We start from the raw sequence: 19,908 nt of genomic DNA on the forward strand, positions 1-19,908 counted from the left end.
TTATTTATTCATGTCTTTAGCGTTGTACTGGAAGTAACGGCTCAGGATATCCAGTTCGGTTTCACTGATATTGGTGCGAGCGCCCATCCCTTTGGCTACTGAAGGCCAGGCGTTGAGCGTGAAATGATTCGCCGGAATTGGCGCATGACAGCCTGCGCAGTACACATTGTCGAGTTTGCGCGCGTAATCCCACATTGGTTCGCGGCTGGCGAGAGCGGAACTGCTCCATTCCCCCTGTAGCACGACATCTCGCCACGCATTGCCGTAGTCATCTTTTTTCCAGTCGGAGAGGATCTTCAGCGACTGTTGACCTTTTTCACTCAGGCTGGCAAGAATCAAACGCTGCCCTGCTGCGTAGTAAATAACCTGTTCACTTCCTTGCATCTGGCTACCGCGAATCTCGACCAGTCGCGCGTTGTCCGTTGTTTTCAGGACCTTCATTTTAGTTGCCGGGTAAACGGTTCCCAGATCGCCCAACGCGGTGTTGCTTACAGCATAAAGTTCAGTTGCTGAAGCTGGGGTGGAGGCTGACTGCGCTTCAAGCCCTTTAAGCGCGCTGTCATCCATTTTTATTTCAGGTGGGAAATGGGCGACGCCTTTATGGCAATCAATACAGGTTTGCTTTTCCGCGATGCCCATTTTGTGCATCTTCTGAGCATCCGCGCTTTGTGCGGCAAGATCCATGGAGTCCATACTGTGGCAGCTACGGCAGGTCGCAGAATCATTAGCCTTGAGCTGTGCCCAAACGGTTTGCGCCATCTCCAGACGGTGTTCTTCAAATTTTTCCGGGGTATCGATCTTTTTGGTGATGAACTGATGATAAACATCTTTTGAGGCCCGCAGCTTAGCCACCAGAAAATCCAGACCGCCCTCCGGGATATGACAGTCCGCGCACTCTGCGCGAATGCCTTTCTGATTCTGGAAGTGAACCGAGCCGGTATATTCTTCGTAGGGCGCCTGCATCGTATGGCAAGACAAACAGAATTCTGTACTCGAGGTTTTATGTAATGTCCATTGCCCCGCCAAAACAATAACTGCGCCAAGAACAATGCACAGCAGCATCGTACATAGGATAGTTTTATTTATTTTTCTCATCTTTTATTTCCATCAGACGAATACCCTTTTAGAGGTAGACAATAAATATCCTAAAGCAGCTATTTATTGATATTCATCAAGCAAAGAGAGAAATAAGAATCAGCCAATGGGTAAGTTTGAAGGGGCTCGCATAATTAGTGAGAATGAAATGTAAATATCAAATTTCTTTTAAAATTAGAGTTTTATTCTACATACAAGGTTTGATTATCCATTAACCACACAAACTTCAGAATAAAAATTCTATAAACAGTAAAAGTCGCTGAAGTTAATCCCGCGTTAAAACTTGCTATATAATTAAATATACAATGAAAGCATATAAAAAAGAACCCTTTTCTATTTTGCGATTACACGTATTAATGAAGATACCTGTCTTACTATTTCGCTCACATATACATTACGGCCAGACATACGACACACACACATTTCATTGGCCCGCACTGATGCACACATTCTTGATCTGGTCACTTATTATACAGAAACAACTTTCGCTACACTCAGGGTAGAGGTAAAACAAACAGGAGGTAGTGAATATGTATCGCTCAATTCTGGTGCCCATTGATATCTCTGAAGCCGATCTCACTCGTCATGTTGTGCCGCAGGTCCAGGCGCATGCCAAAACCGCGAAGGTCCACTTTTTAGCCGTTATTCCTACCGTTCCGTTCTATGCCTCGCTGGGACTGGCCTACTCTACCGAATTTCCGGACAGAAGTGGTCTGCAGGCCAAGGCCAGCGAAAAACTCGAAGAAATTATTAAGCAGTTCAATATTCCTGCCGGCAGGACTCAGACCCACGTTGTTTACGGCCCGCCGAAGGATCAAATCCTCAAGCTGGCGGAGGCGGTTGACGCCGAGCTTATCGTCATCGCCTCACACAAGCCGGGGTTTAGCACTTATTTACTGGGTTCAACGGCGGCAGCCGTAGTCCGCCACGCGAAATGCCCGGTGCTGGTTGTGCGGTGATAGGGTTAAAACGGGAGCGAATGTGCTCCCGTTTTTCTGTGGCTCAGGCCATCACTCAGTTCTGATGATCCAGCCTGACAAATGACAGCAGCAGCTGGCTCAGCGCACCGTAGAAACCAAAGTCATCATATCGGCGGCATTTAGCGGTGAACTCCGGTAACCAGCGTAACAGCCCCGCCAGCGTTTCTCTGCGCAACGCATCAATACGCTGACGGCTAACCCCTGGCTCACCAAGAGAAAAATGCAGATGGCTCAGCAGTTCGATAAAAATCGCCAGATGATCGGCTGATTCGCTAAACGTATCGCTTACCTGCATGCCCGCATCAGATAACAGTTGTTTAATGACCCCGTAGTTTGGCCCTTCTTCAAGATGAGCCGACGCATAGGGTAACGCGGCGTGTTTATCCGACATCAGGAACAGGCTGCAAAAATCAGCCGCCAGTTCCAGGGTAGCATCTTCACGTACCTTGAGCGCGGCAATTTTCGCTTCCAGCAAAAGAACATCCGCCTCAAGCGACGGTTCACCTTTGAGCACGGTGAACCACTCCATCATTTCGCTGGACTGCAATTGCGCTAATCCCTCACCGTCACGCTCCCGGGAAAACATTTGCGCCAACCATGCATAAACACAGGCCATCTGTTCTGTCGTCAGGGAGGTGTGTTTCATCATGACGTCACCTTCTGTGCCGGGACATATTCACACTGCGCCACCATTTTTATCGGGCCGCTGAACGCCGTCACGTTATCCACCTTACCGGTATATTTCTCAATTTCCACCAGCGTAGTATGCGCACTGGTCGCCTGCGCCAGCTGAGACGTGCCGATATCTAGGGTTAACACGTTCGGATTGCCGTATTTACACAGCGATCCGATTTCTCCACCGTTATCAGGATCGTACCAGGCACCTTCATGGATGCGCGCCACGCCCGGCGAGTAGAGATCGGAGACAACCGCGCCGGCCAGCACTTGTCCACGCGCGTTAAATACACGAACTATATCGCCGTTGCGGATCCCCCTGGCGCTGGCATCCTGCGGGTTAATAAACACCGGTTCTTTGCCACCTACCGCGTAATGCTTACGCAGCGCTTCGGACTCGCAGAGCTGTGAATGCAGACGGAAATCCGGGTGGACGGATTGCAGATGCAGCGGCCAACGTTGCGATCCAGGCCCACCGTGTGAACGTTCGATTTTCTCAAACCACATCGGATGCCCCTGGCAATCGTCATATTGCATATCGGCAATAGTTTTCGAATAGATCTCGATCAAACCGCTCGGCGTCCCCAGAGGTTCAAGGTCGGGATCTTCGCGGAAGGCCTGATGACGGACAAACATCTGCGGATGTTCGAATTCAACGTACTCCTGCTGATTCCAGAAAACGTCGAAAGCCGGGAGATGGACACCGCGCCCTTTCCCCTGCTGGCTACCTTCCTGCCAGATCCGTTTTAACCAACCCATCTCATCCAGCCCTTCGGTGAACGCTTCTTCACGGTTAAAGCGGCGGCAAAGATCGCGGAAAATATCGAAATCATTACGCGCTTCAAACTGCGGCTGCACCAGCTGCTTCATAGCGATAATGCCGCGGTTGGAGTGGTTGCCATATTGGTCGAGATCGTTACGTTCAAACTGGGTCGTCGCCGGCAATACGATATCGGCGAATCGACAGGTCGAAGTCCACTGATTGTCGATGGCGATAACGGTTTCCAGCTTACGCCAGCCCTCAATAATGCGGTTGATCTGCTGGTGACGATGGAACGGATTGGTCCCGGCAAAAACGCACATCTTCAACGGTGGCAGCTTGACGGTTTTACCGTTCCAGTTAATGCTCTTGCCCGGCTCCAGAATCGCATCGATAAAACGCGCGATCGGAATGGTACTGCTGTAGCCCTTATAATCGGTGCTGTCATGTACCGGTGGAACGGTGGTAGAACCAGAAAATCCGCTCAGGATAACGCCTTTACGACCTGGGGTGCCCGCGCCGTTGTAATGCCAGCCAAAGCCAAATCCCCCCCCGGGTAAGCCAATTTGCCCAAGCATTGAGGCTAGCACTACGATCATCCACGCCCACTGTTCCCCATGCTGCATACGCTGCACGCACCAGCCAGCAATAATTTGCGTTCTGCCCCCCGCCATCTGCCGAGCCAGTTCACGGATTGCCTCAGCATCAATCCCGCAGATTTTTTCCGCCCACTGAGCATCTTTAGGCTGTCCGTCACTTTCTCCCAGCAGATAAGGCAGAAATTGCTCAAACCCAACGCAGTAGTTCTCGAGGAAATGCTTATCGTAGAGCTTCTCGGTATACAGCGTGTGTGCCAGCGCCAGCTGTAGTGGCACATCAGCCTGCGGGTTTACGGCGATGTGCTTAACCTTGTCGCGGCCCAGGTAGTCATGAGTCGAGGTGACGACCGGGTCAACGCTGATGACCGAAATCTCGCCCCGCGCCACTTTATCCTTCAGTTGCTCGTAGTATTCGTAGACATCATGATCCGGGCACCACCAGTTCGCCTGCTGGTTTTTGATGAGGTCAGAACCCCACAGCACAATGGTTTTGCTGTTTTCGAGTACCAGTGGCCAGGAGGTCTGCTGTTCATATACCTCCATTGAACCCACCACGCGCGGCAGAATGACCTGAGCGGCACCGGTGGAATAGTCGCCCCCCGTACTCACGCTGTTGCCATGCAGCGCAATGGCACGCGCCAGCATCCCGGAAGCATTGTGGAACATCCCGGTCGATTGCCAGCCGCTGGCCGTTAGCAGCGCGCTCGGACCATAAGTCTTCTGAATGCGCTCCAGCTCCTGATAGAAGAAATCCAGCGCTTCATCCCACGAAACGCGCACAAAGCGGTTATCTCCACGTTGCGAGGTATCGCTCTGATGGCGTTTACGCAACCAGTCCACGCGGACCATCGGGTAGCGAATACGCGCTCCACCATGTACGTGATCCGGGAGTCCGGCAATCATTTTTGACGGGTATTTATCGCGCTCGAACGGCCTGGCCTCAATGAAACGACCGTCAACCACGGTGGCACGAATCGCCCCCCAGTGAGAACCGGTCAGAATCCCCTCTTTGACGCCTGCCCCCTGCACCTCTGCAGCATTAGCGCTACGCGGCGTGAGCAGCGAAGGCCCTAACATACCAGCTACGGTCAAGCCGCCCAATTGCAGCAAAAAACGTCGGCGCGATGCCTGAAAGAGATCGTTATTTTTCATTGCTTTCTCCCTTATCGCCATGCGGCTTATCCGTAGTGTCAGAGGCATTCATCTGCAAATATTTCAGCAAGGTACGTTCTTCACGTTTATCCAGACTGGTAAATCCAATCATGCCGTTCAACGTGCCAATCCAACCGTTAGCATCAAAGTGTTCTTTCTCTGGTGCACCGTGGCATTGGTTACAGGTTCCGTTATAGAGCGAGTCGGCATAAGCCCAGATAGGTTTGATATCGTTGACCATATCGCCCTTCTGCATCCAGGCAGTGGCCTGCAATTTACTCCATGGCGTATTCGTTTCCGCAACGGTGGTTTGCTCCAGCGTCTTCACGTGCTGCTGGATGTCACCACGAATGGAAGCCACAAAAATGCGCTTGCCCGGCAGTTGCGCCAACACGCGCTGACGCCCATTACTCTCGGTCCAGCCCACAATTTCAATTTGCAGCCAGTCACCATCACGCTTTAACACTTTCACTTCAGAAGCGGGCAGCAGTGAGCCTGCAGGTTCTTTATCACCTTTGGCGGCATAAATAGGTTTGATGTCCAGAGAGTAGAGCGTCTCGCCATCGTCGTTCGCCCTGGCGCGTAACTCATCAAACTGCTTGCGGAAACCGCTGCTCATATCGGGAAGCTGGTGTGCAATACCTTTATGGCAGTCGATACAGGATTGGTTGTCCTTGGCCGCAATCTTCATCTGGCGCGCAGCTTCAGGATGTTGTTTCGCGTGGTCCATCGCATCATAGTCATGACAAGAACGACAGGTCGCGGAGTTGTTCTCCTTCATTCGCGCCCATTCGCGCTCCGCCAGCTCAGCGCGTTTGGCTTCGAATTTCTCTGGAGTATCAATAGAGTGGGCAACAAAGGTTTGGTAAATATCGTTGCTGGCCTCCAGCTTACGTTTCACCATGCCTGGAATATCGGATGGAATGTGGCAGTCATGACATTCTGCGCGCACCCCGGAGGCATTCTGAAAATGCGCAGACTGTTTATATTCTTCGTAAACCGGCTGCATACTGTGGCAGCTCACGCAAAACTCGGTAGAACTCGTTAATTTAATACCAACGTGCGGCAAGACGATCAGCGCAATACCGACCACAATCCCGATAACGACCAGCGCCAACACTGACCAACGTGCGCTCGGTCTGAGCAGCGCCCTCCATAGTTTCCGCATAATAGCCCCTGTAATCATATGGTTTAGTTACAGAGGATCTTATTTCTCAAATGTGAACAGCAACACTGGTCAGGATGAATGGCTTACGGCACAATGTGAACAGATATGAACAGAAAGAGAACGCCATCAAGATGCCGCATCACATTGTCATTGTTGAAGATGAACCCGTCACCCAGGCGAGGTTACAGGCATATTTTGAACAGGAAGGTTATCATGTCTCTGTCACCGCCAGCGGAGCTGGTCTGCGTGAAATCATGTCACAACATCCTGTCGATCTCATTCTGTTGGATATCAACCTCCCGGACGAAAATGGCTTAATGCTGACCCGCGCCCTGCGCGAACGCTCAACGGTGGGGATCATTCTGGTGACAGGTCGTAGCGATCAAATTGACCGGATCGTTGGCCTGGAAATGGGCGCTGATGATTATGTCACCAAGCCGCTGGAGCTACGTGAACTGGTGGTTCGGGTTAAAAATTTGCTCTGGCGTATCGATCTTGCCCGCCAGGCACAGCCGGAGACCAAAGATAACTGCTATCAGTTTGCCGGATACTGTCTGAATGTCTCCCGGCATACCCTGGAGCTGGGCGATGAGACGATCAAACTCACCCGCGCCGAGTATGAAATGCTGGTCGCCTTTGTCACCAATCCGGGGGAAATTCTCAGCCGCGAACGTTTACTGCGTATGCTTTCGGCACGACGGGTAGACAATCCAGACTTACGCACCGTAGATGTACTGATCCGCCGTTTGCGCCACAAGCTACGGGCTGATTTACTGGTGACGCAGCACGGCGAAGGTTATTTTTTAGCGGCCGACGTGTACTGATACAGATAAACCGGACGGAACCCGCCAGGAGACAGCGAGCGTTGAACATGCTGGCTGTCGGCATTTTTCGGGGTGAGCACCAGGATCGGCGGACTGATATTTTCCGGTACCGGTTGCCCTTGTAGTACCCTGATCGCCTGTTGAATCGCCAGTTCACCTTGCCAGACCATCTGATCGCTGGCAGCCATAATGATTCTTTCGCGTTTAAGTCCGCGATACACCTGATGCGACAGGTAAAAAGAGACCACGGTGAGCGGCGTCCCCGGATTCCGCTTCTCTCCCATCGCCGCTTCAGCAGCAATTGCCGTACCGGCAACCACATCGACATCCGGGTGACGCTCAAGCATCTCCTGCAACAGGTTGCGCTGAACTTCAATATCATTATCCCCCAACGCCACATCCACGATGTTCACCTGACTACCGGCAATCGCCTGACGGAATCCTGCCACCATTTCGCGGCTGCCTCCGGCGTCATCAGGTCCTGGCAATAGCAGAACCTTTAACGGTTTGCCGCCGCTCCACTTGACCAGATAGCGGCCCGGCTGATACCCCATCTGGAACCACGGAACGCCGACCCGAGCTTTCACCGTCGGATCGTGTATCGCATTCACTACCTCAATGACCGGCAACGCGCCTACCTGCGCGGAAAGATCCGGGAAGGTCGTCGTGCTGCTACCCAGCAATATGGCATCTGCTCCCCATTGCTGGCACTGGGCGATTTGCGTTTTTTGCGTGGAGAACTGACGATACCCTCCCGCCTCTAACACCTTCAGACTTACCCCGTATTTTCTCGCCGCCTCAAGCATGCCGTAATTCACGGAAAGCCAATAGGAGTCTTTCAGGCTGGGATACAGTGCGCACAGTTTCCAGACTTTGTTTGCAGTAACGTCCGATTGCAGTTCCGGGACTGCCTGCTGCGTATCCTGCCAGCGCAGCAATGCGGCCCCAGCCGCATGACTCAAACCGGGAAAAAGCGTGATTAACAGGAAAACCAATACGCGCATGATAGCCTCAACATTGATAAGGCTTTATCCTAGTTGCTTTCCTCTTTTGGACTCAACCTTTTTAATCTGTGGCGACCAGACAGTGAATTTATCTCTGACCAAACGACTGTGGATAGGCTTTGCGCTGATGGCGGCACTGACTCTCATCAGTACGCTGACAGGCTGGTATAACCTGCGTTTTGTCAGCCAGGTTGAGCAGGCCAATACCCAGGCGCTAATTCCAACCATGGATATGGCGCGCCAGCTCAGCGAGGCCAGTGCCTGGGAACTGTTTTCCGCACAAAATCTGACCACCGCAGACAATGAAAATATGTGGCTGGCTCAGGGGAGAATGCTAACCGCCCAGAGCCTGAAAATAACCACATTACTCAAAACCCTTCGAGAACAGGGCTTTGATACTTCTGCCATTGAACGGCAGGAGAAAGAAATCGCCCGGTCGTTAAGCCACCAGGGGGAGATGGTTGGCGAACGCCTGAAATTACGCGCTCAACAGCAACAACTCAGCCAGCAAATTACTGAGGCCACTGCTGACGTTGCCGAAATGGCACGCGGACAGGCAAGTAATGCCGCCACGTCGGCGGGTGCGACACAGGCCAGCATTTATGATTTGATTGAGAGCCATCAGGGGCAGGCCGCTGAACACGCGCTGGACAGGCTCATCGATATCGATCTGGAATATTATAACCAGATGAATGAACTGCGCCTGAGTGCGCTACGCGTGCAGCAAATGGTCATGAACCTGGGGAATAACCAGGCGCAGAATAACCTGGCTGCGCTGGAAAACCAGTTGAATGCCGCCGTCAGAGTACTTCAGCGCCGACAACTACGTATTGAAGATCCCGTGGTGCGCATTCAGGTGACCAACACCGTCAATACGATTAGCCGTTATGTTGAGCTGCTGTCCCTGTATCGCCAGGATAATGACATCACGACCCAATTGCAGATCTTATCGCAGAATAATATCGAGCAATTTACCCGTTTCAGTAGCGAAGTCAGCCAGTTGGTGGAAACCATCGGCCAGCGTAATCAAAGTGGACTGGCGCATCTCAAACAGACCAGCCAGCGCGGGCAACACTTGCTTCTGCTGTTAGGTGGCGTGTCATTATGTTTGCTGATTCTTATACTTTGGCGTGTGGTTTATCGCTCAGTCACTCGACCACTGGCACATCAAACCCAGGCGTTACAGCGTCTGCTTGAGGGGGATATTGACTCCCCATTCCCGGAAACCGCAGGCGTTCGTGAACTGGATACCATCGGGCGGTTGATGGATGCCTTTCGCGGCAGCGTTCACGCCCTCAATAGCCATCGCGAACATCTGGCCGCACAGGTTAAAGCTCGCACCGCCGAGCTGCGTTCTATGGTATCTGAACACCGACAGGCCCGTGCAGAAGCTGAAAAAGCTAACCAGGCAAAATCGGCGTTTCTTGCCGCCATGAGCCATGAAATACGCACCCCACTGTATGGTATCCTCGGCACTGCGCAGTTGCTCTCAGACAATCCCTCCCTGGCACAGCATCGGGAAAATCTACGCGCAATTACCGATTCGGGCGAGTCTCTGCTGACCATCCTCAACGATATCCTGGACTATTCCGCCATCGAAGCCGGTGGAAAAAATGTGGCGATAGGCGATGAGCCTTTTGAACCCAACCCCTTGCTGGAAAGTACGCTTCAACTCATGAACAGCCGCGTTGCTGGTCGCCCGGTCGTGCTGGTTGCGGATTTTGCCAATGACGTTCCCGCTTCCCTGCGTGGCGATCCGCGCCGAATCCGGCAAATCATTACTAATTTATTAAACAACGCACTACGCTTTACCGATCGGGGACACATCATCCTGCGTAGCCGATGTGAGGGCAAAAACTGGTACATCGAGGTTGAAGATACGGGATGTGGAATTGACCCTGCCCGCCAGCACGATATTTTTCAGCCGTTTGTTCAGGTCAGCAGTAAACGAGGTGGAACCGGACTCGGACTAACCATCAGCGCCAGTCTCGCTCAGGCAATGCAGGGAGAGCTGAGCGTCACCAGCACACCCGGCGTCGGGAGTTGTTTCCAGTTGCGTCTGCCATTGCGGGCAACCACGATGCCCATCATGAAACCCGCACAACGCTCCATATCGTTACAGGGCTTACGCTTATTGCTTATCGAGGATAATCCTCTTACACAACGTATCAGTACTGAAATGCTCATCCTCAATGGCGCACAGGTTACTGCTGCCAGCAGTGCCGCTGAGGCGCTAAAAATATTGCAGGAAGATACACGCTACGATGCTGCTCTGGTTGATTTCGATCTTCCTGATATCGACGGGATCACGCTGGCGCAGCAGTTAGCCCACGACTATCCGGCACTTAACCTGATCGGCTTTAGCGCGCACGTCATCGACGAAACGCTAAGCCAAAGAACCAGCACCCTGTTCCTTGGCATTATTCAAAAACCAGTCCCCCGGGATGAACTCAGTCGACTTATTACGCATTATCTGCACGGTAGTGCGACTCTCCCGCTTGCATCAGAAAATGACAACAAACGGTTAGATTTTCAGCAATTGGCTGGAGATATCCAGGTTATGGGGTGGCAAAAGGTGCACGAATGGTTAGTGCTCTTTAAGCAACACACTCTTCCTGTATTAGATGAGATTGACGCTGCCCGCGCAGCACATGACGACGAGCGGATAAAACGTCTGACGCATCAGCTAAAAAGCAGCTGCGCCAGCATGGGAATGCGCTCAGCCAGCACGATGTGTGCAGCACTTGAACAGCAGCCGTTGGGTGATTTTTCACTCAGAGAGGAGATCCAACAAAGTCTTTATGAGGTAGAACGTTGGCTGGAAAAAGAAAAACCGTCCCGCGCGTAACGGTACGTTGAAGCTGAGCATAGGGACTAACTTTAAATGGTACGCCCTGTAGGATTCGAACCTACGACCTACGGCTTAGAAGGCCGTTGCTCTATCCAACTGAGCTAAGGGCGCATTGCGAAGTGATTACTTCATGCAGATGAAACGCGTGAATTATACGGTCAGCGCCTGCTGAGTCAATGCCTTTTGTTTCAGTTGCTGGCGAAGTGAACGAATGTTGATTTTTTCTGCTTGTTCAAGGGTATCCAGGAAATCGCCTGGTAACAACTCAGCCCACGAAACGCCAGATTTAGGGATACATGTATTTAGAATATTTATGATTTTGCTTAACATTCCCTTACCCCTCCAGCGGTTCAGGAACTCTTTAATGTTAAGTATCGCCATCAAGGAAGAAAACAGTCACTTCGAACATGGACTAAAAATTATCATCTCCCATTTGGCAAATCAGTGGCATCAGGAGATTTGCTTTTTGCCTGTCGAGGATATTGATCGCGCTGACATCGCGTTTATTTCCCTGGATGAAGATTGGCTCAGCGCCGATTGCTATCAGATTCCGGTCCATACCCGCCGCCAACATCGGGTAGTCATCTGCAACAGAAACGATAAAGATAAGCTGATGTTCCGGCCCTGCCTGTACATGTTGCCACTGATCTATCGGGAAGATGACGTTGAGGAAATGACTAAAAAATTAGTCCTCATCCTGCAAAAACGTGCGCTGCGCAACAACGTGCCCGCAACTATCTGCCATTACTGCACCACTCGCAACTTTTCTATCGAAGAACGTCAGTTCTTAATGTTTCTCGCCAGCGGCTATACCTTAGCCGAAACGGCTCACTTGCTCTCGGTAAGCGAAATTCAGGCTAAAGCCACCCGTCGCAGTATTATGAAAAAGCTGCATGTGAAAAACGATCAGCAATTCTTAAGATACATCCGGGCGCATCTGAACTTTCTACAAAATTAGGTGGCATCTCTCTGCCTGATTTTTTATTGAGAAAAATCTCATCACCAATTAAGTATCGGCACCTACTGTACCTATCTCCATGCTGCCAAAATAATCTTGGCTTACTATTTCCGGGGTAACAGAAAGACACACCCGGTAATATTTTATCTAATCCCATAGAGAGGTTGAACTGGATAAAACGACTTTTTGGGCATTGAGTAAGACATCAGAAAACTTCCGGCAGATTATTCTGATGGGATACGCAATTGCCAGTCTGATGATTGCTGAAGCATTGAAACCCAACAGCACAAGGAAACTCGCCTTTACGCTGGAGAAAATTTGGGTCAGGGATGTTTATAGCCAGCAATTTATCCAGACCTGCCGCAACAGAAATGGAATGGAAAAGGATGCACAGCGCAAAACGCCGGGATCGACATCGTCGTATACGAAACACTAACTGTACCTGGCAATATCCTCACTACACATCACAGGTATTTGACCAACTTGAGTATCTGACGCAAAAACTCGAATACACATTACCGAGTGACACTATATCTCAGGCGATTATTACGACAGATTACTATCTGGCCTATGCGCTGGGTCGACATTTATTTTCAGGAGCACGTACCGCGATCTTCCAGACCATTGAATCGGCCAAAATCAGCCTGCGAGAGTCGGTAATTAGTCAGTTAGTGGTTGATATGGAAGGTTTAACAATCTCTTATTTTGATGTTCTGGAGTATCTGCGCCAGCTAATTAAACCGCGGAATAACATCCAAATCTTCATATTACTTTCCCGCCACGATGAAGACCTAATCCCTTTTATTTCTCTGTCCGGTCCATTTTATATCTTGTCACGTAGCCTGCGCCTCCCGGAGATGCGCCGCGCTTTATTGTCGCCAGTCCTTAACTATATTCACTCCAGGCACATAAACCAGCTTGATTGGGAGATGGTGGAATTACTCTTACAAGGTAACTCCTTAAAAGAGATTGCTTTGTTACAAGCTCGCCCCTACCACCGTATCATCTATCGCCTGAACCAGCTGATTGCGCGTCTGGGCTTAGCAAACCGGCAGCGTTTTTTGCACCTGATACATCGCCTCAGCGTTACCTCTGCTCATTTAATTTAACACCCTAACCCTATGTGCCATAAGATTTTTTAGGAAATTACTTATTTTTATATGAGATAAAAGATCTAAATTTCACAACTATTTAATATTTACAACTATTCCTGGTATTATGCTAACTTCCACCACCCCAGTAAACCATACTGATTCTGTGCATATCAGCACAAATAGCGTCATTCCCACCTTAACAAATCCTAAACAATTAGTTTATTGTATTGTTTTTACCATTTAAAAATTTTTTTCAGTCTGCCATAATTCAAACAGCAGTAAAATAATGCCAATAGTCATTAACACATCTGGATCTTTTAGAACATCCTAACTGACATTAACAACCTGAATGTTGTAAGCCTTTTCCGAAAGAACAGAGCAGGTATAATCCCCATAGTTTTCTGATTAATTGTTAGTTTTCCCAGTGTGAAATGGATTTTCCACAAATTCATTGTTCTGTAGAAGAGCAACCGAATAAACAAGGATGAAATAATATTTATTCGACTCTCCCTCAGAACAACCCTTGGCTATTTGACAATATTATAACGCCTGATGTTTTATAAAATTATCAAGATACGCATACAGTTTGAGGCATACAACAATGAAACCAGCATCCGTTATCATTATGGACGAACACCCTATTGTCAGAATGTCGATAGAAGTACTACTTGAAAAAAACAGTAATATCCAGGTTGTGTTGAAGACCGATGACAGCCGTACGGCAATAGAGCACCTGCGCACTTACCCTGTAGATCTTGTCATTCTGGATATTGAACTACCTGGTTCAGATGGATTTACATTACTCAAGAGAATAAAGTCTCTGCAGGAGAATACTCGGGTGCTGTTTCTCTCCTCCAAATCGGAGTCTTTTTATGCCGGGCGTGCTATCCGGGCCGGTGCAAATGGTTTTGTCAGTAAACGAAAGGATTTGAATGATATCTACAATGCGGTAAAAATGATTTTATCGGGATATTCTTTTTTCCCTTCAGACACCCTTAACTTCATTAACAATATAAATATGAAAAAAGGTGTATTGAATGACATGCCGCTCTCTAATCGCGAAGTTACGGTTTTGCGTTATCTGGCAAATGGCCTTTCTAATAAGGAAATTGCTGAGCAGCTGTTACTCAGCAATAAAACGATTAGTGCTCACAAAGCTAACATCTACGCCAAACTCGGCTTACATACTATCGTTGAGCTGATCGATTACGCAAAAATGCATGAATTAATGTAATAGCACTCCCGGCGAGACTTCGTTCGGGAGCGTTTTATCCGCGCATTGATTAGTTATAGTTAATCATAAATGTGGCATCGGCCCTGGCGAGGCCAGGCCGAACCCCGTCTGCTAACGCGATATAGTTGGCGAAAAAGGTCAGCGTGGCATTGCCGTTCTCATCAATCCCTACGGTTTGGCTGGCCTGCTCGAGCGGTAATCTCGTACGGTCGCTGTCATGCAGTTCGATCGCCACCTTTTGCGCCATCACCGCGTCATCAAGCGCCAGCAACGTCGTACCGGGGGCCGGAGTACCAGAAAACGTTATTGACGCGGATCCCGGCGGGCAGCCTTCCAGCTTCAGCGTAAACGCGACTGGTTGGGTAGTATCCCCGCTGGTCTGTAACTGCTTTGTTGGCCAGGTGCCCAATTCAACCGACTTATTGCTGTCGCTGGCAATCACCGCGCAGGTAAAGTCCACCACGTTTCCGCGCAGTTCAATATTGATTTCGCCCAGCGATGAGGCCGCATGGCACAACGAGCTGAATGTCAGTATGGGCAGCATCACCAGAAGCGCCCATGAAGTTGGCGTTTGCTTGTTAGTCATAATCTACTCGCAGATAGCCACGGGCAGTAAAAGGCCCTTCGGTAGGTTTATTCCCCGTCACGCTGACCGGCCAAGTCCGAATACTCACGTTTGCCGCGGCGTTATCATCCAGTTGAAATGGGATCGTGCTGGACAGATTATTGGGCGTCAGCGGTCTACCGGTTTTGTCGGCGACAATGAACCCTAAGTCAGGATTGTCCGATACCATCATTTGCCCAGAGGCTTTCTCGGCCTCTACCCGCATGGTTAAGTAGGCCTGTGCAGCGACGTTGGTGCATTTTATCGCCACCGTTTTGGTCTGCGGATTAATGCCTTCAGGACGGTTTCCTGCCCCCGCCTTGCTGAACAACGATGCGCCAATATCGCCAAAATCAAACTCGACAATCTGCCCTGCGTTCACCTCACAGTTTTGTGGAACCTCCACCTTACCGCTGTAGCTGATGGTATAAACCGGCGTGCTTAGCGCATCTCCGGTACTGGTCGTGACATAGACTCTGAACATGGTCTGGCGCGGGATCGGCACCATGTTAATAAACGAGCGGATCACTTTGAGTTTAAACACCAGGTTTGAATCCTGTACGCCAAAAGGCTTCTGCTTCGAAACGTTCGAGTCAACGCCCATACGGATATAATTTCGCGGAGGATAAAACAACCCGGCATAGCTGTCGGTGATGCTCATGGCCCCCAGCAGGTAGTCATTGAGCTTCAGATACTGAAAACCACCCTCGGTACTTTGAACCGGAAGTTCAGTGACATAGCTTCGATAGGTGTAATTCACCGTTGTCCCAGCCGGACAGGTGGCATTAACGCCAACCCAGCCCGATTTTTCCGGTAACGTCACCACCTGCCCCGGCTGATTATTGCTGCTGTTAAAGACGTTCGACAGATCGTAAAAAACATCCGTTGGTGTGCCATTCGAGTTTTGGCAGACCGTCGCCCAGGACGAATGAGCCATCAGCAGTAAAGCGCTTCCCAGTAACAAACCTGTTTGTCGTTTCATCGTATTATTCCTGTCGTGCCGTTGGAGATTCGCACGTCACGTTCGTGAGCGTCACCGCCTGTTTCAGACTCTCCTCAGGCAAGGCATAGTGCGCCACGCAGCGAGCGTTAGCGCTTTCCCCCCATTGGATCAGCAATTCGCCTTTTAGCGGTAAGCCGCTCAGGTAGATTTGTCCGTCTTCGCCCACCATACTGGTCACGCCGCTGGTGTTTTCACGCACAACGGATCCAAATGGCACAGGTTTACCTGCATATTTCGCGGTTATCAGCGCCCGCACGCCGATACGTGTATCAAACGCTGCTCGCACCAATGCCCCTTGCGTTGGCACGACGCTGCTAACGTTATTTTCCACATCGGTATTGTTGTTCATTGAATTGGTATCTAACGCGACGCGGTTATAGCGATAAACGGTGGCATACGGCATCACCGCGTATCCGCGCCAGTCGGTTTGCACGCCGGTCTGGTTTTCTATCCGGACACCCTGCGCGCCAGGTGCTTTAACCAGCACATTGGTGTCCCCCAGCGGCTGACTGAGGGTAATACCGTCCGCATGCCCCACCACGCCGCCGGAGAGCTGCCAGTTATAGTCATGTTGATCGCGATCGTAGTTGTATCCCACGCCCAGCGTGCCATAAGCCGCCTGCCAGTTGGCGCTGGCGTTTCCGCTGTAACCGTTGGTGCTGCTGTGCCCCTGATTCACGCTGTAGCTCAGGTTGCGTCCATCCAGTAATGTACCGCCGATCCCGCTCTGCCAGCTGTTTTGTCCGTTGCTGTTGCGGTTGGCATTAAAAGTGGCGTAGGTGCGATCGAGTGCGTTATCACGCGAGTAGCGCCGTCCACTTAGCAGGCTGAACGGCACTGACATATTGAATGCCAGAATACGGTCAGTGTCGGAGATGCCTACCGATTCATTCCACGACCAGGAGAGTGAATAGCTAATTCCCTGCCAACCGCTGGCATAGCCCACCTGATACCAGGTATTGGTGTCTGAGGTATTCCAGTACGTTTGCTGACTCCCCGAAACATACAGCGAGCCGTAGTCTCCCAGGTTCTGCGAAATGTTAATCTGGAAGCGGCCCTTTTTGCTGTAACTCAGGTTGTGGTAACTCTTCACATCGGGCACGTCGTGGCGATTGCCTTCGCTGTCGTATTCATACTCATACCCTTCCATGCTGCGATACGCGACGTCATCAAGGGTATAGAAGCCGCGCGTTGAGTAGCGATATCCCAACAGCTGGAAGTTTGTACCAAAGTTGTTCAGCGATTTTGCATACAGAAAACGCAAAGACTGCCCCTGATGCGTACTGTCATCCGCCAGTTGACTGCGCGCATGGGTTAAATCCACAGAAACCGCCCCCCAGTCCCCCAGGTTTCGGCCGGTGCCTAAAACTACCGCGGTGTAACGTGAGGCCAGCTGCGTACCGCCATAAGCGGTGTAGCCTTCTGGTAACCCGGCAATTAATGTTCCCTGGAAAAAGAACGGTGAAGATTGCTGGCTATTGCCGCTGCGAAAATCCCCGGCAACCACGTCGTATTTGAAACGCCCTTCTCGTTGTAACAAGGGAACCGTGGAGTACGGCACCGTATAGCGCTGCTGGCTGCCGTCCTTTTCGTCCACCGTCACCTCAAGGTCACCGCTGGATGACGTCGGGTTGAGATCGGTTATCGAAAAAGCGCCCGGTGACACATAGCTTTGATAAATCACATAGCCATTCTGACGAATGGTCAGTTTCGCTGCGGTACGCGCAATGCCGCGAACGGTTGGCGCGTAGCCCTGTAAGCTGTCGGGATACATACTGTCTGAGGAATAGAGCCGCGCCCCGCGAAATCCGACGCTGTCAAAAACGTCGTTGCCGGTGTTGCTGTCGCCCATCACCAGTTCACCCTTCAGCGGGATAATCGCGCGCTGAAGCCATGTACCGATATTTTTCCAGCTTTGTGAGTGGTATCCGTCACCTTTGGAATAGCTCCATGCGCCGTTATTTCTCAAGCGCCAGGGGCCATAATTCAGGCCACTGAGCATACTTAAGAAATAGCTGTCAGTGTCACTGCCGCGGCTGCCGGTAAAGCTGTAGTTGACCAGCGCAGCCGGGATCCCTTCATCCCACTCCTCCGGCGGAATATAGCCACGCGCGCTGTTTAACATTGACGCCTGCGGCAGGCTGACGTTTAAGCGCAGGGTAGAAAAATCAAATGCAATCTCGCTGCCTGGAATCGCCTCCGGTAGATTGATGCAGGTATCGTTCGGATCCTTACTGAGTGCCGGAAATGCAGCGATATTGACGCCAAGGCGCTTCACCCAGTCGAGTCCAAAACACGGCATCAGCCCACCAGACTTCTCCCCGATTTTTCCCGCACTGCTCGTAAAACGAATATCCTGAGTGGCAACAAACTCATCGTTGCGCCAGATATCCACACGATAAACGCCTTCAGGCTGATGATTGCCTTTTTCAAAACGTGATAAATCCGCCACGGTCGCCGTATCCGCAGATAAAAAGGCCGGATTAAAATAGCTTTCCCCATGGCTTAAAGAGGGAAAGAGCGCCGCCAGCGTGGACAACGCCACCCCCGCCAGCGGTGGCGTAACCCCCGGTAACAGGCCAGGAAAATACGTTGTCTTATTCATCGTTATCTCAACGCACGCTAACCGTTTGGGCCGGAGTCACGGCGCCATAATCATTGACCGTCTGGAACGTGACGTTGCCCTGAACGCCCGTTGGTAGCAGTACCTGCGCATCACTTTTCGGCGCGACCATCACGTTATCAACCTTCGTTTTCCCCACGTTGAGATTGACCAAGGTGACGTAATACGCTGACGGATTATTGATTTTCAGGTGGTTGCCGGTACGGGAAAATTTCAGCATCCCGGGCGCATCTTCCGGAATTTGCGGCAGATTATTCGGACGGACAAAAAGCTTGATGCGGGACAGAATCGCCAGTTGCAGAACGTTTTTACCCTCAAGGCTGTTTTTATTGACTGACGGAATGGCTTTCACATTCATCCAGAACAGCGATTCACGGTCTTTGGGCAGCGGAACACCTGCATAGATGATACGCAGCGTGTTTTCGCTTTTGGGTTCGCTGACGAACAGCGGAGGCGTAACCACAAACGATTTTTCTTTAACGCCTGCGCTATTCTCGATCCATGAATTGACCAGGTAACGTTCTTTGGTATCACTATTGCTAATAGACAGGGACGTTTGTTTGGCATCAGCTGGATAAATAACGCGGGTAGCGCCTAATGCAATACCGCCGGCAGCCTGAACACTGGCAGCAGAAAATAAGGCCAGTAAAAGGATAAAACCTGATTTTAGATAATTAAACATAGCTACAAATACCCTTGGTGTGATTATCGTTGGGAAATTAATCAGGGATAAACCAACGTAAACCACACGTCTGAACGAAGCGTTCCCGGCGTTATATTTTCCGAGACAGCCCGATAACGAGCAGTGAAATGAAACGTCATCTCTTGCGTTATAATCGGCGCATAATGAAGCGGCAGCGCATTCGGAATAATTTGCTGTTGGCGCTCATCAAATAACGCCAGACCGATCCCCGAAGCCGCAGACGCATCACCACTGGCAAGAAAAACCTGCGGATCTTCTGCTGGTGTCACACCTGCAAACGCAATCCCAACGTGGTCGTAAACATCGGAGCTGCATGACGTTAAGCGCAGTGAAAACGGCACGCTGGTCGAGGCAAAGCTTCCCGTCCCGGAGAAAGCATTGGTGCGATACTGCCCCATTTGCACCCGCAAATTTTGGCTGTCGGTAGCGACCGTACAGGCACCATTGACGAGCTGCCCCCGTAAGTGAAGGCGGCCACTTTCCAGTATTACCGTATGTGCAAACACAGGCAGTACGCACAGCATTCCCGCCAGCGCCACGCCTTTCCCTATCATCTGCCGCATCCTTCATCATCCCCGGAA

17 protein-coding genes and 1 tRNA gene are annotated in these 19,908 nt (G+C 50.8%); 6 read left to right on the forward strand and 12 right to left on the reverse strand.

Annotated elements, in window-relative coordinates; all coding sequences use genetic code 11:
* Positions 1-1,095: a NapC/NirT family cytochrome c gene (locus SK35_RS18270; protein WP_048214752.1), complete on the reverse strand. Its 1,095-nt coding sequence runs from the start codon at positions 1,093-1,095 to the stop codon at positions 1-3.
* A 530-nt stretch (positions 1,096-1,625) separates the two neighbouring features.
* Here SK35_RS18270 and uspF point away from each other — a divergent pair.
* Positions 1,626-2,054 (forward strand): universal stress protein UspF, encoded by a 429-nt coding sequence (gene uspF, locus SK35_RS18275; protein WP_003831130.1) that lies wholly within the window; start codon positions 1,626-1,628, stop codon positions 2,052-2,054.
* 55 nt (positions 2,055-2,109) lie between these two features.
* Here uspF and torD read toward each other — a convergent pair whose 3' ends face one another.
* The 3 genes from torD to torC are packed head-to-tail and all read right to left on the reverse strand — an operon-like array spanning position 2,110 to position 6,429.
* Positions 2,110-2,724 carry a molecular chaperone TorD gene (gene torD / locus SK35_RS18280; RefSeq protein WP_048214753.1) on the reverse strand — a complete coding sequence of 205 codons (615 nt, stop codon included), beginning with the start codon at positions 2,722-2,724 and terminating at the stop codon, positions 2,110-2,112.
* Positions 2,721-5,261, reverse strand: a complete 2,541-nt coding sequence (gene torA, locus SK35_RS18285; RefSeq protein WP_048214754.1) for a trimethylamine-N-oxide reductase TorA — start codon at positions 5,259-5,261, stop codon at positions 2,721-2,723. The genes torD and torA overlap by 4 nt, the downstream gene beginning before the upstream one ends.
* Positions 5,251-6,429, reverse strand: coding sequence for a pentaheme c-type cytochrome TorC (gene torC, locus SK35_RS18290; RefSeq protein ID WP_003831126.1), 1,179 nt, complete (start codon positions 6,427-6,429; stop codon positions 5,251-5,253). Before torC ends, torA begins: the two co-directional genes overlap by 11 nt.
* A 131-nt stretch (positions 6,430-6,560) precedes the next feature.
* Here torC and torR point away from each other — a divergent pair, with 131 nt between their 5' ends.
* The gene (torR, locus tag SK35_RS18295; protein WP_020996565.1) at positions 6,561-7,253 is read left to right on the forward strand and encodes a two-component system response regulator TorR; all 693 of its coding nucleotides are present in this window, start codon (positions 6,561-6,563) and stop codon (positions 7,251-7,253) included.
* Here the strand turns inward: torR and torT are convergent.
* The gene (torT, locus tag SK35_RS18300; protein WP_048214755.1) at positions 7,226-8,257 is read right to left on the reverse strand and encodes a TMAO reductase system periplasmic protein TorT; all 1,032 of its coding nucleotides are present in this window, start codon (positions 8,255-8,257) and stop codon (positions 7,226-7,228) included. The genes torR and torT overlap by 28 nt on opposite strands.
* An 82-nt stretch (positions 8,258-8,339) precedes the next feature.
* Here torT and torS point away from each other — a divergent pair, with 82 nt between their 5' ends.
* Positions 8,340-11,105: a TMAO reductase system sensor histidine kinase/response regulator TorS gene (torS, locus tag SK35_RS18305; protein WP_075551209.1), complete on the forward strand. Its 2,766-nt coding sequence runs from the start codon at positions 8,340-8,342 to the stop codon at positions 11,103-11,105.
* Between the two features lie 37 nt (positions 11,106-11,142).
* Here the strand turns inward: torS and SK35_RS18310 are convergent.
* Both SK35_RS18310 and SK35_RS18315 read right to left on the reverse strand, forming a co-directional pair.
* Positions 11,143-11,219, reverse strand: a tRNA-Arg gene (locus SK35_RS18310).
* A 39-nt stretch (positions 11,220-11,258) separates the two neighbouring features.
* Positions 11,259-11,438 carry a hypothetical protein gene (locus tag SK35_RS18315; protein WP_003831122.1) on the reverse strand — a complete coding sequence of 60 codons (180 nt, stop codon included), beginning with the start codon at positions 11,436-11,438 and terminating at the stop codon, positions 11,259-11,261.
* A gap of 34 nt (positions 11,439-11,472) precedes the next feature.
* Between SK35_RS18315 and fimW the strand changes: the two genes are divergently transcribed.
* The 3 genes from fimW to fimZ all read left to right on the forward strand — a co-directional run bounded on the left by fimW (position 11,473) and on the right by fimZ (position 14,394).
* On the forward strand, positions 11,473-12,066 hold the full coding sequence (fimW, locus tag SK35_RS18320) for a fimbria biosynthesis transcriptional regulator FimW (RefSeq protein WP_008784010.1): 594 nt from the start codon (positions 11,473-11,475) through the stop codon (positions 12,064-12,066).
* 386 nt (positions 12,067-12,452) lie between these two features.
* Positions 12,453-13,175 (forward strand): fimbria biosynthesis regulator FimY, encoded by a 723-nt coding sequence (gene fimY, locus SK35_RS18325; protein WP_032942589.1) that lies wholly within the window; start codon positions 12,453-12,455, stop codon positions 13,173-13,175.
* Positions 13,176-13,761: 586 nt separating this feature from the next.
* Positions 13,762-14,394, forward strand: coding sequence for a fimbria biosynthesis transcriptional regulator FimZ (gene fimZ, locus SK35_RS18330; RefSeq protein ID WP_003831119.1), 633 nt, complete (start codon positions 13,762-13,764; stop codon positions 14,392-14,394).
* Positions 14,395-14,443: 49 nt separating this feature from the next.
* On the opposite strand, the gene sfmF is transcribed toward fimZ, so the two are convergent.
* Genes sfmF through fimI form a run of 5 tightly spaced genes read right to left on the reverse strand, consistent with a single transcriptional unit; the run spans position 14,444 to position 19,881 of the window.
* On the reverse strand, positions 14,444-14,938 hold the full coding sequence (gene sfmF, locus SK35_RS18335) for a fimbria assembly protein (RefSeq protein ID WP_251365198.1): 495 nt from the start codon (positions 14,936-14,938) through the stop codon (positions 14,444-14,446).
* A gap of 34 nt (positions 14,939-14,972) precedes the next feature.
* The gene (fimH, locus tag SK35_RS18340; protein WP_048214757.1) at positions 14,973-15,980 is read right to left on the reverse strand and encodes a type 1 fimbria D-mannose specific adhesin FimH; all 1,008 of its coding nucleotides are present in this window, start codon (positions 15,978-15,980) and stop codon (positions 14,973-14,975) included.
* 4 nt (positions 15,981-15,984) lie between these two features.
* A complete protein-coding gene (locus SK35_RS18345; RefSeq protein ID WP_048214758.1) occupies positions 15,985-18,606 on the reverse strand; it encodes a fimbrial biogenesis usher protein in 2,622 nt (873 codons plus the stop codon).
* Between the two features lie 7 nt (positions 18,607-18,613).
* The gene (gene fimC / locus SK35_RS18350) at positions 18,614-19,306 is read right to left on the reverse strand and encodes a type 1 fimbria chaperone FimC (protein ID WP_008784004.1); all 693 of its coding nucleotides are present in this window, start codon (positions 19,304-19,306) and stop codon (positions 18,614-18,616) included.
* A gap of 41 nt (positions 19,307-19,347) precedes the next feature.
* Entirely contained in the window at positions 19,348-19,881 is a 534-nt protein-coding gene (gene fimI, locus SK35_RS18355) for a type 1 fimbrial protein subunit FimI (protein ID WP_048214759.1), read from the reverse strand.
* Positions 19,882-19,908: the final 27 nt, after the last annotated feature.

Source organism: Citrobacter sp. MGH105 (assembly GCF_001037485.2).
GTDB lineage: Bacteria > Pseudomonadota > Gammaproteobacteria > Enterobacterales > Enterobacteriaceae > Citrobacter > Citrobacter portucalensis.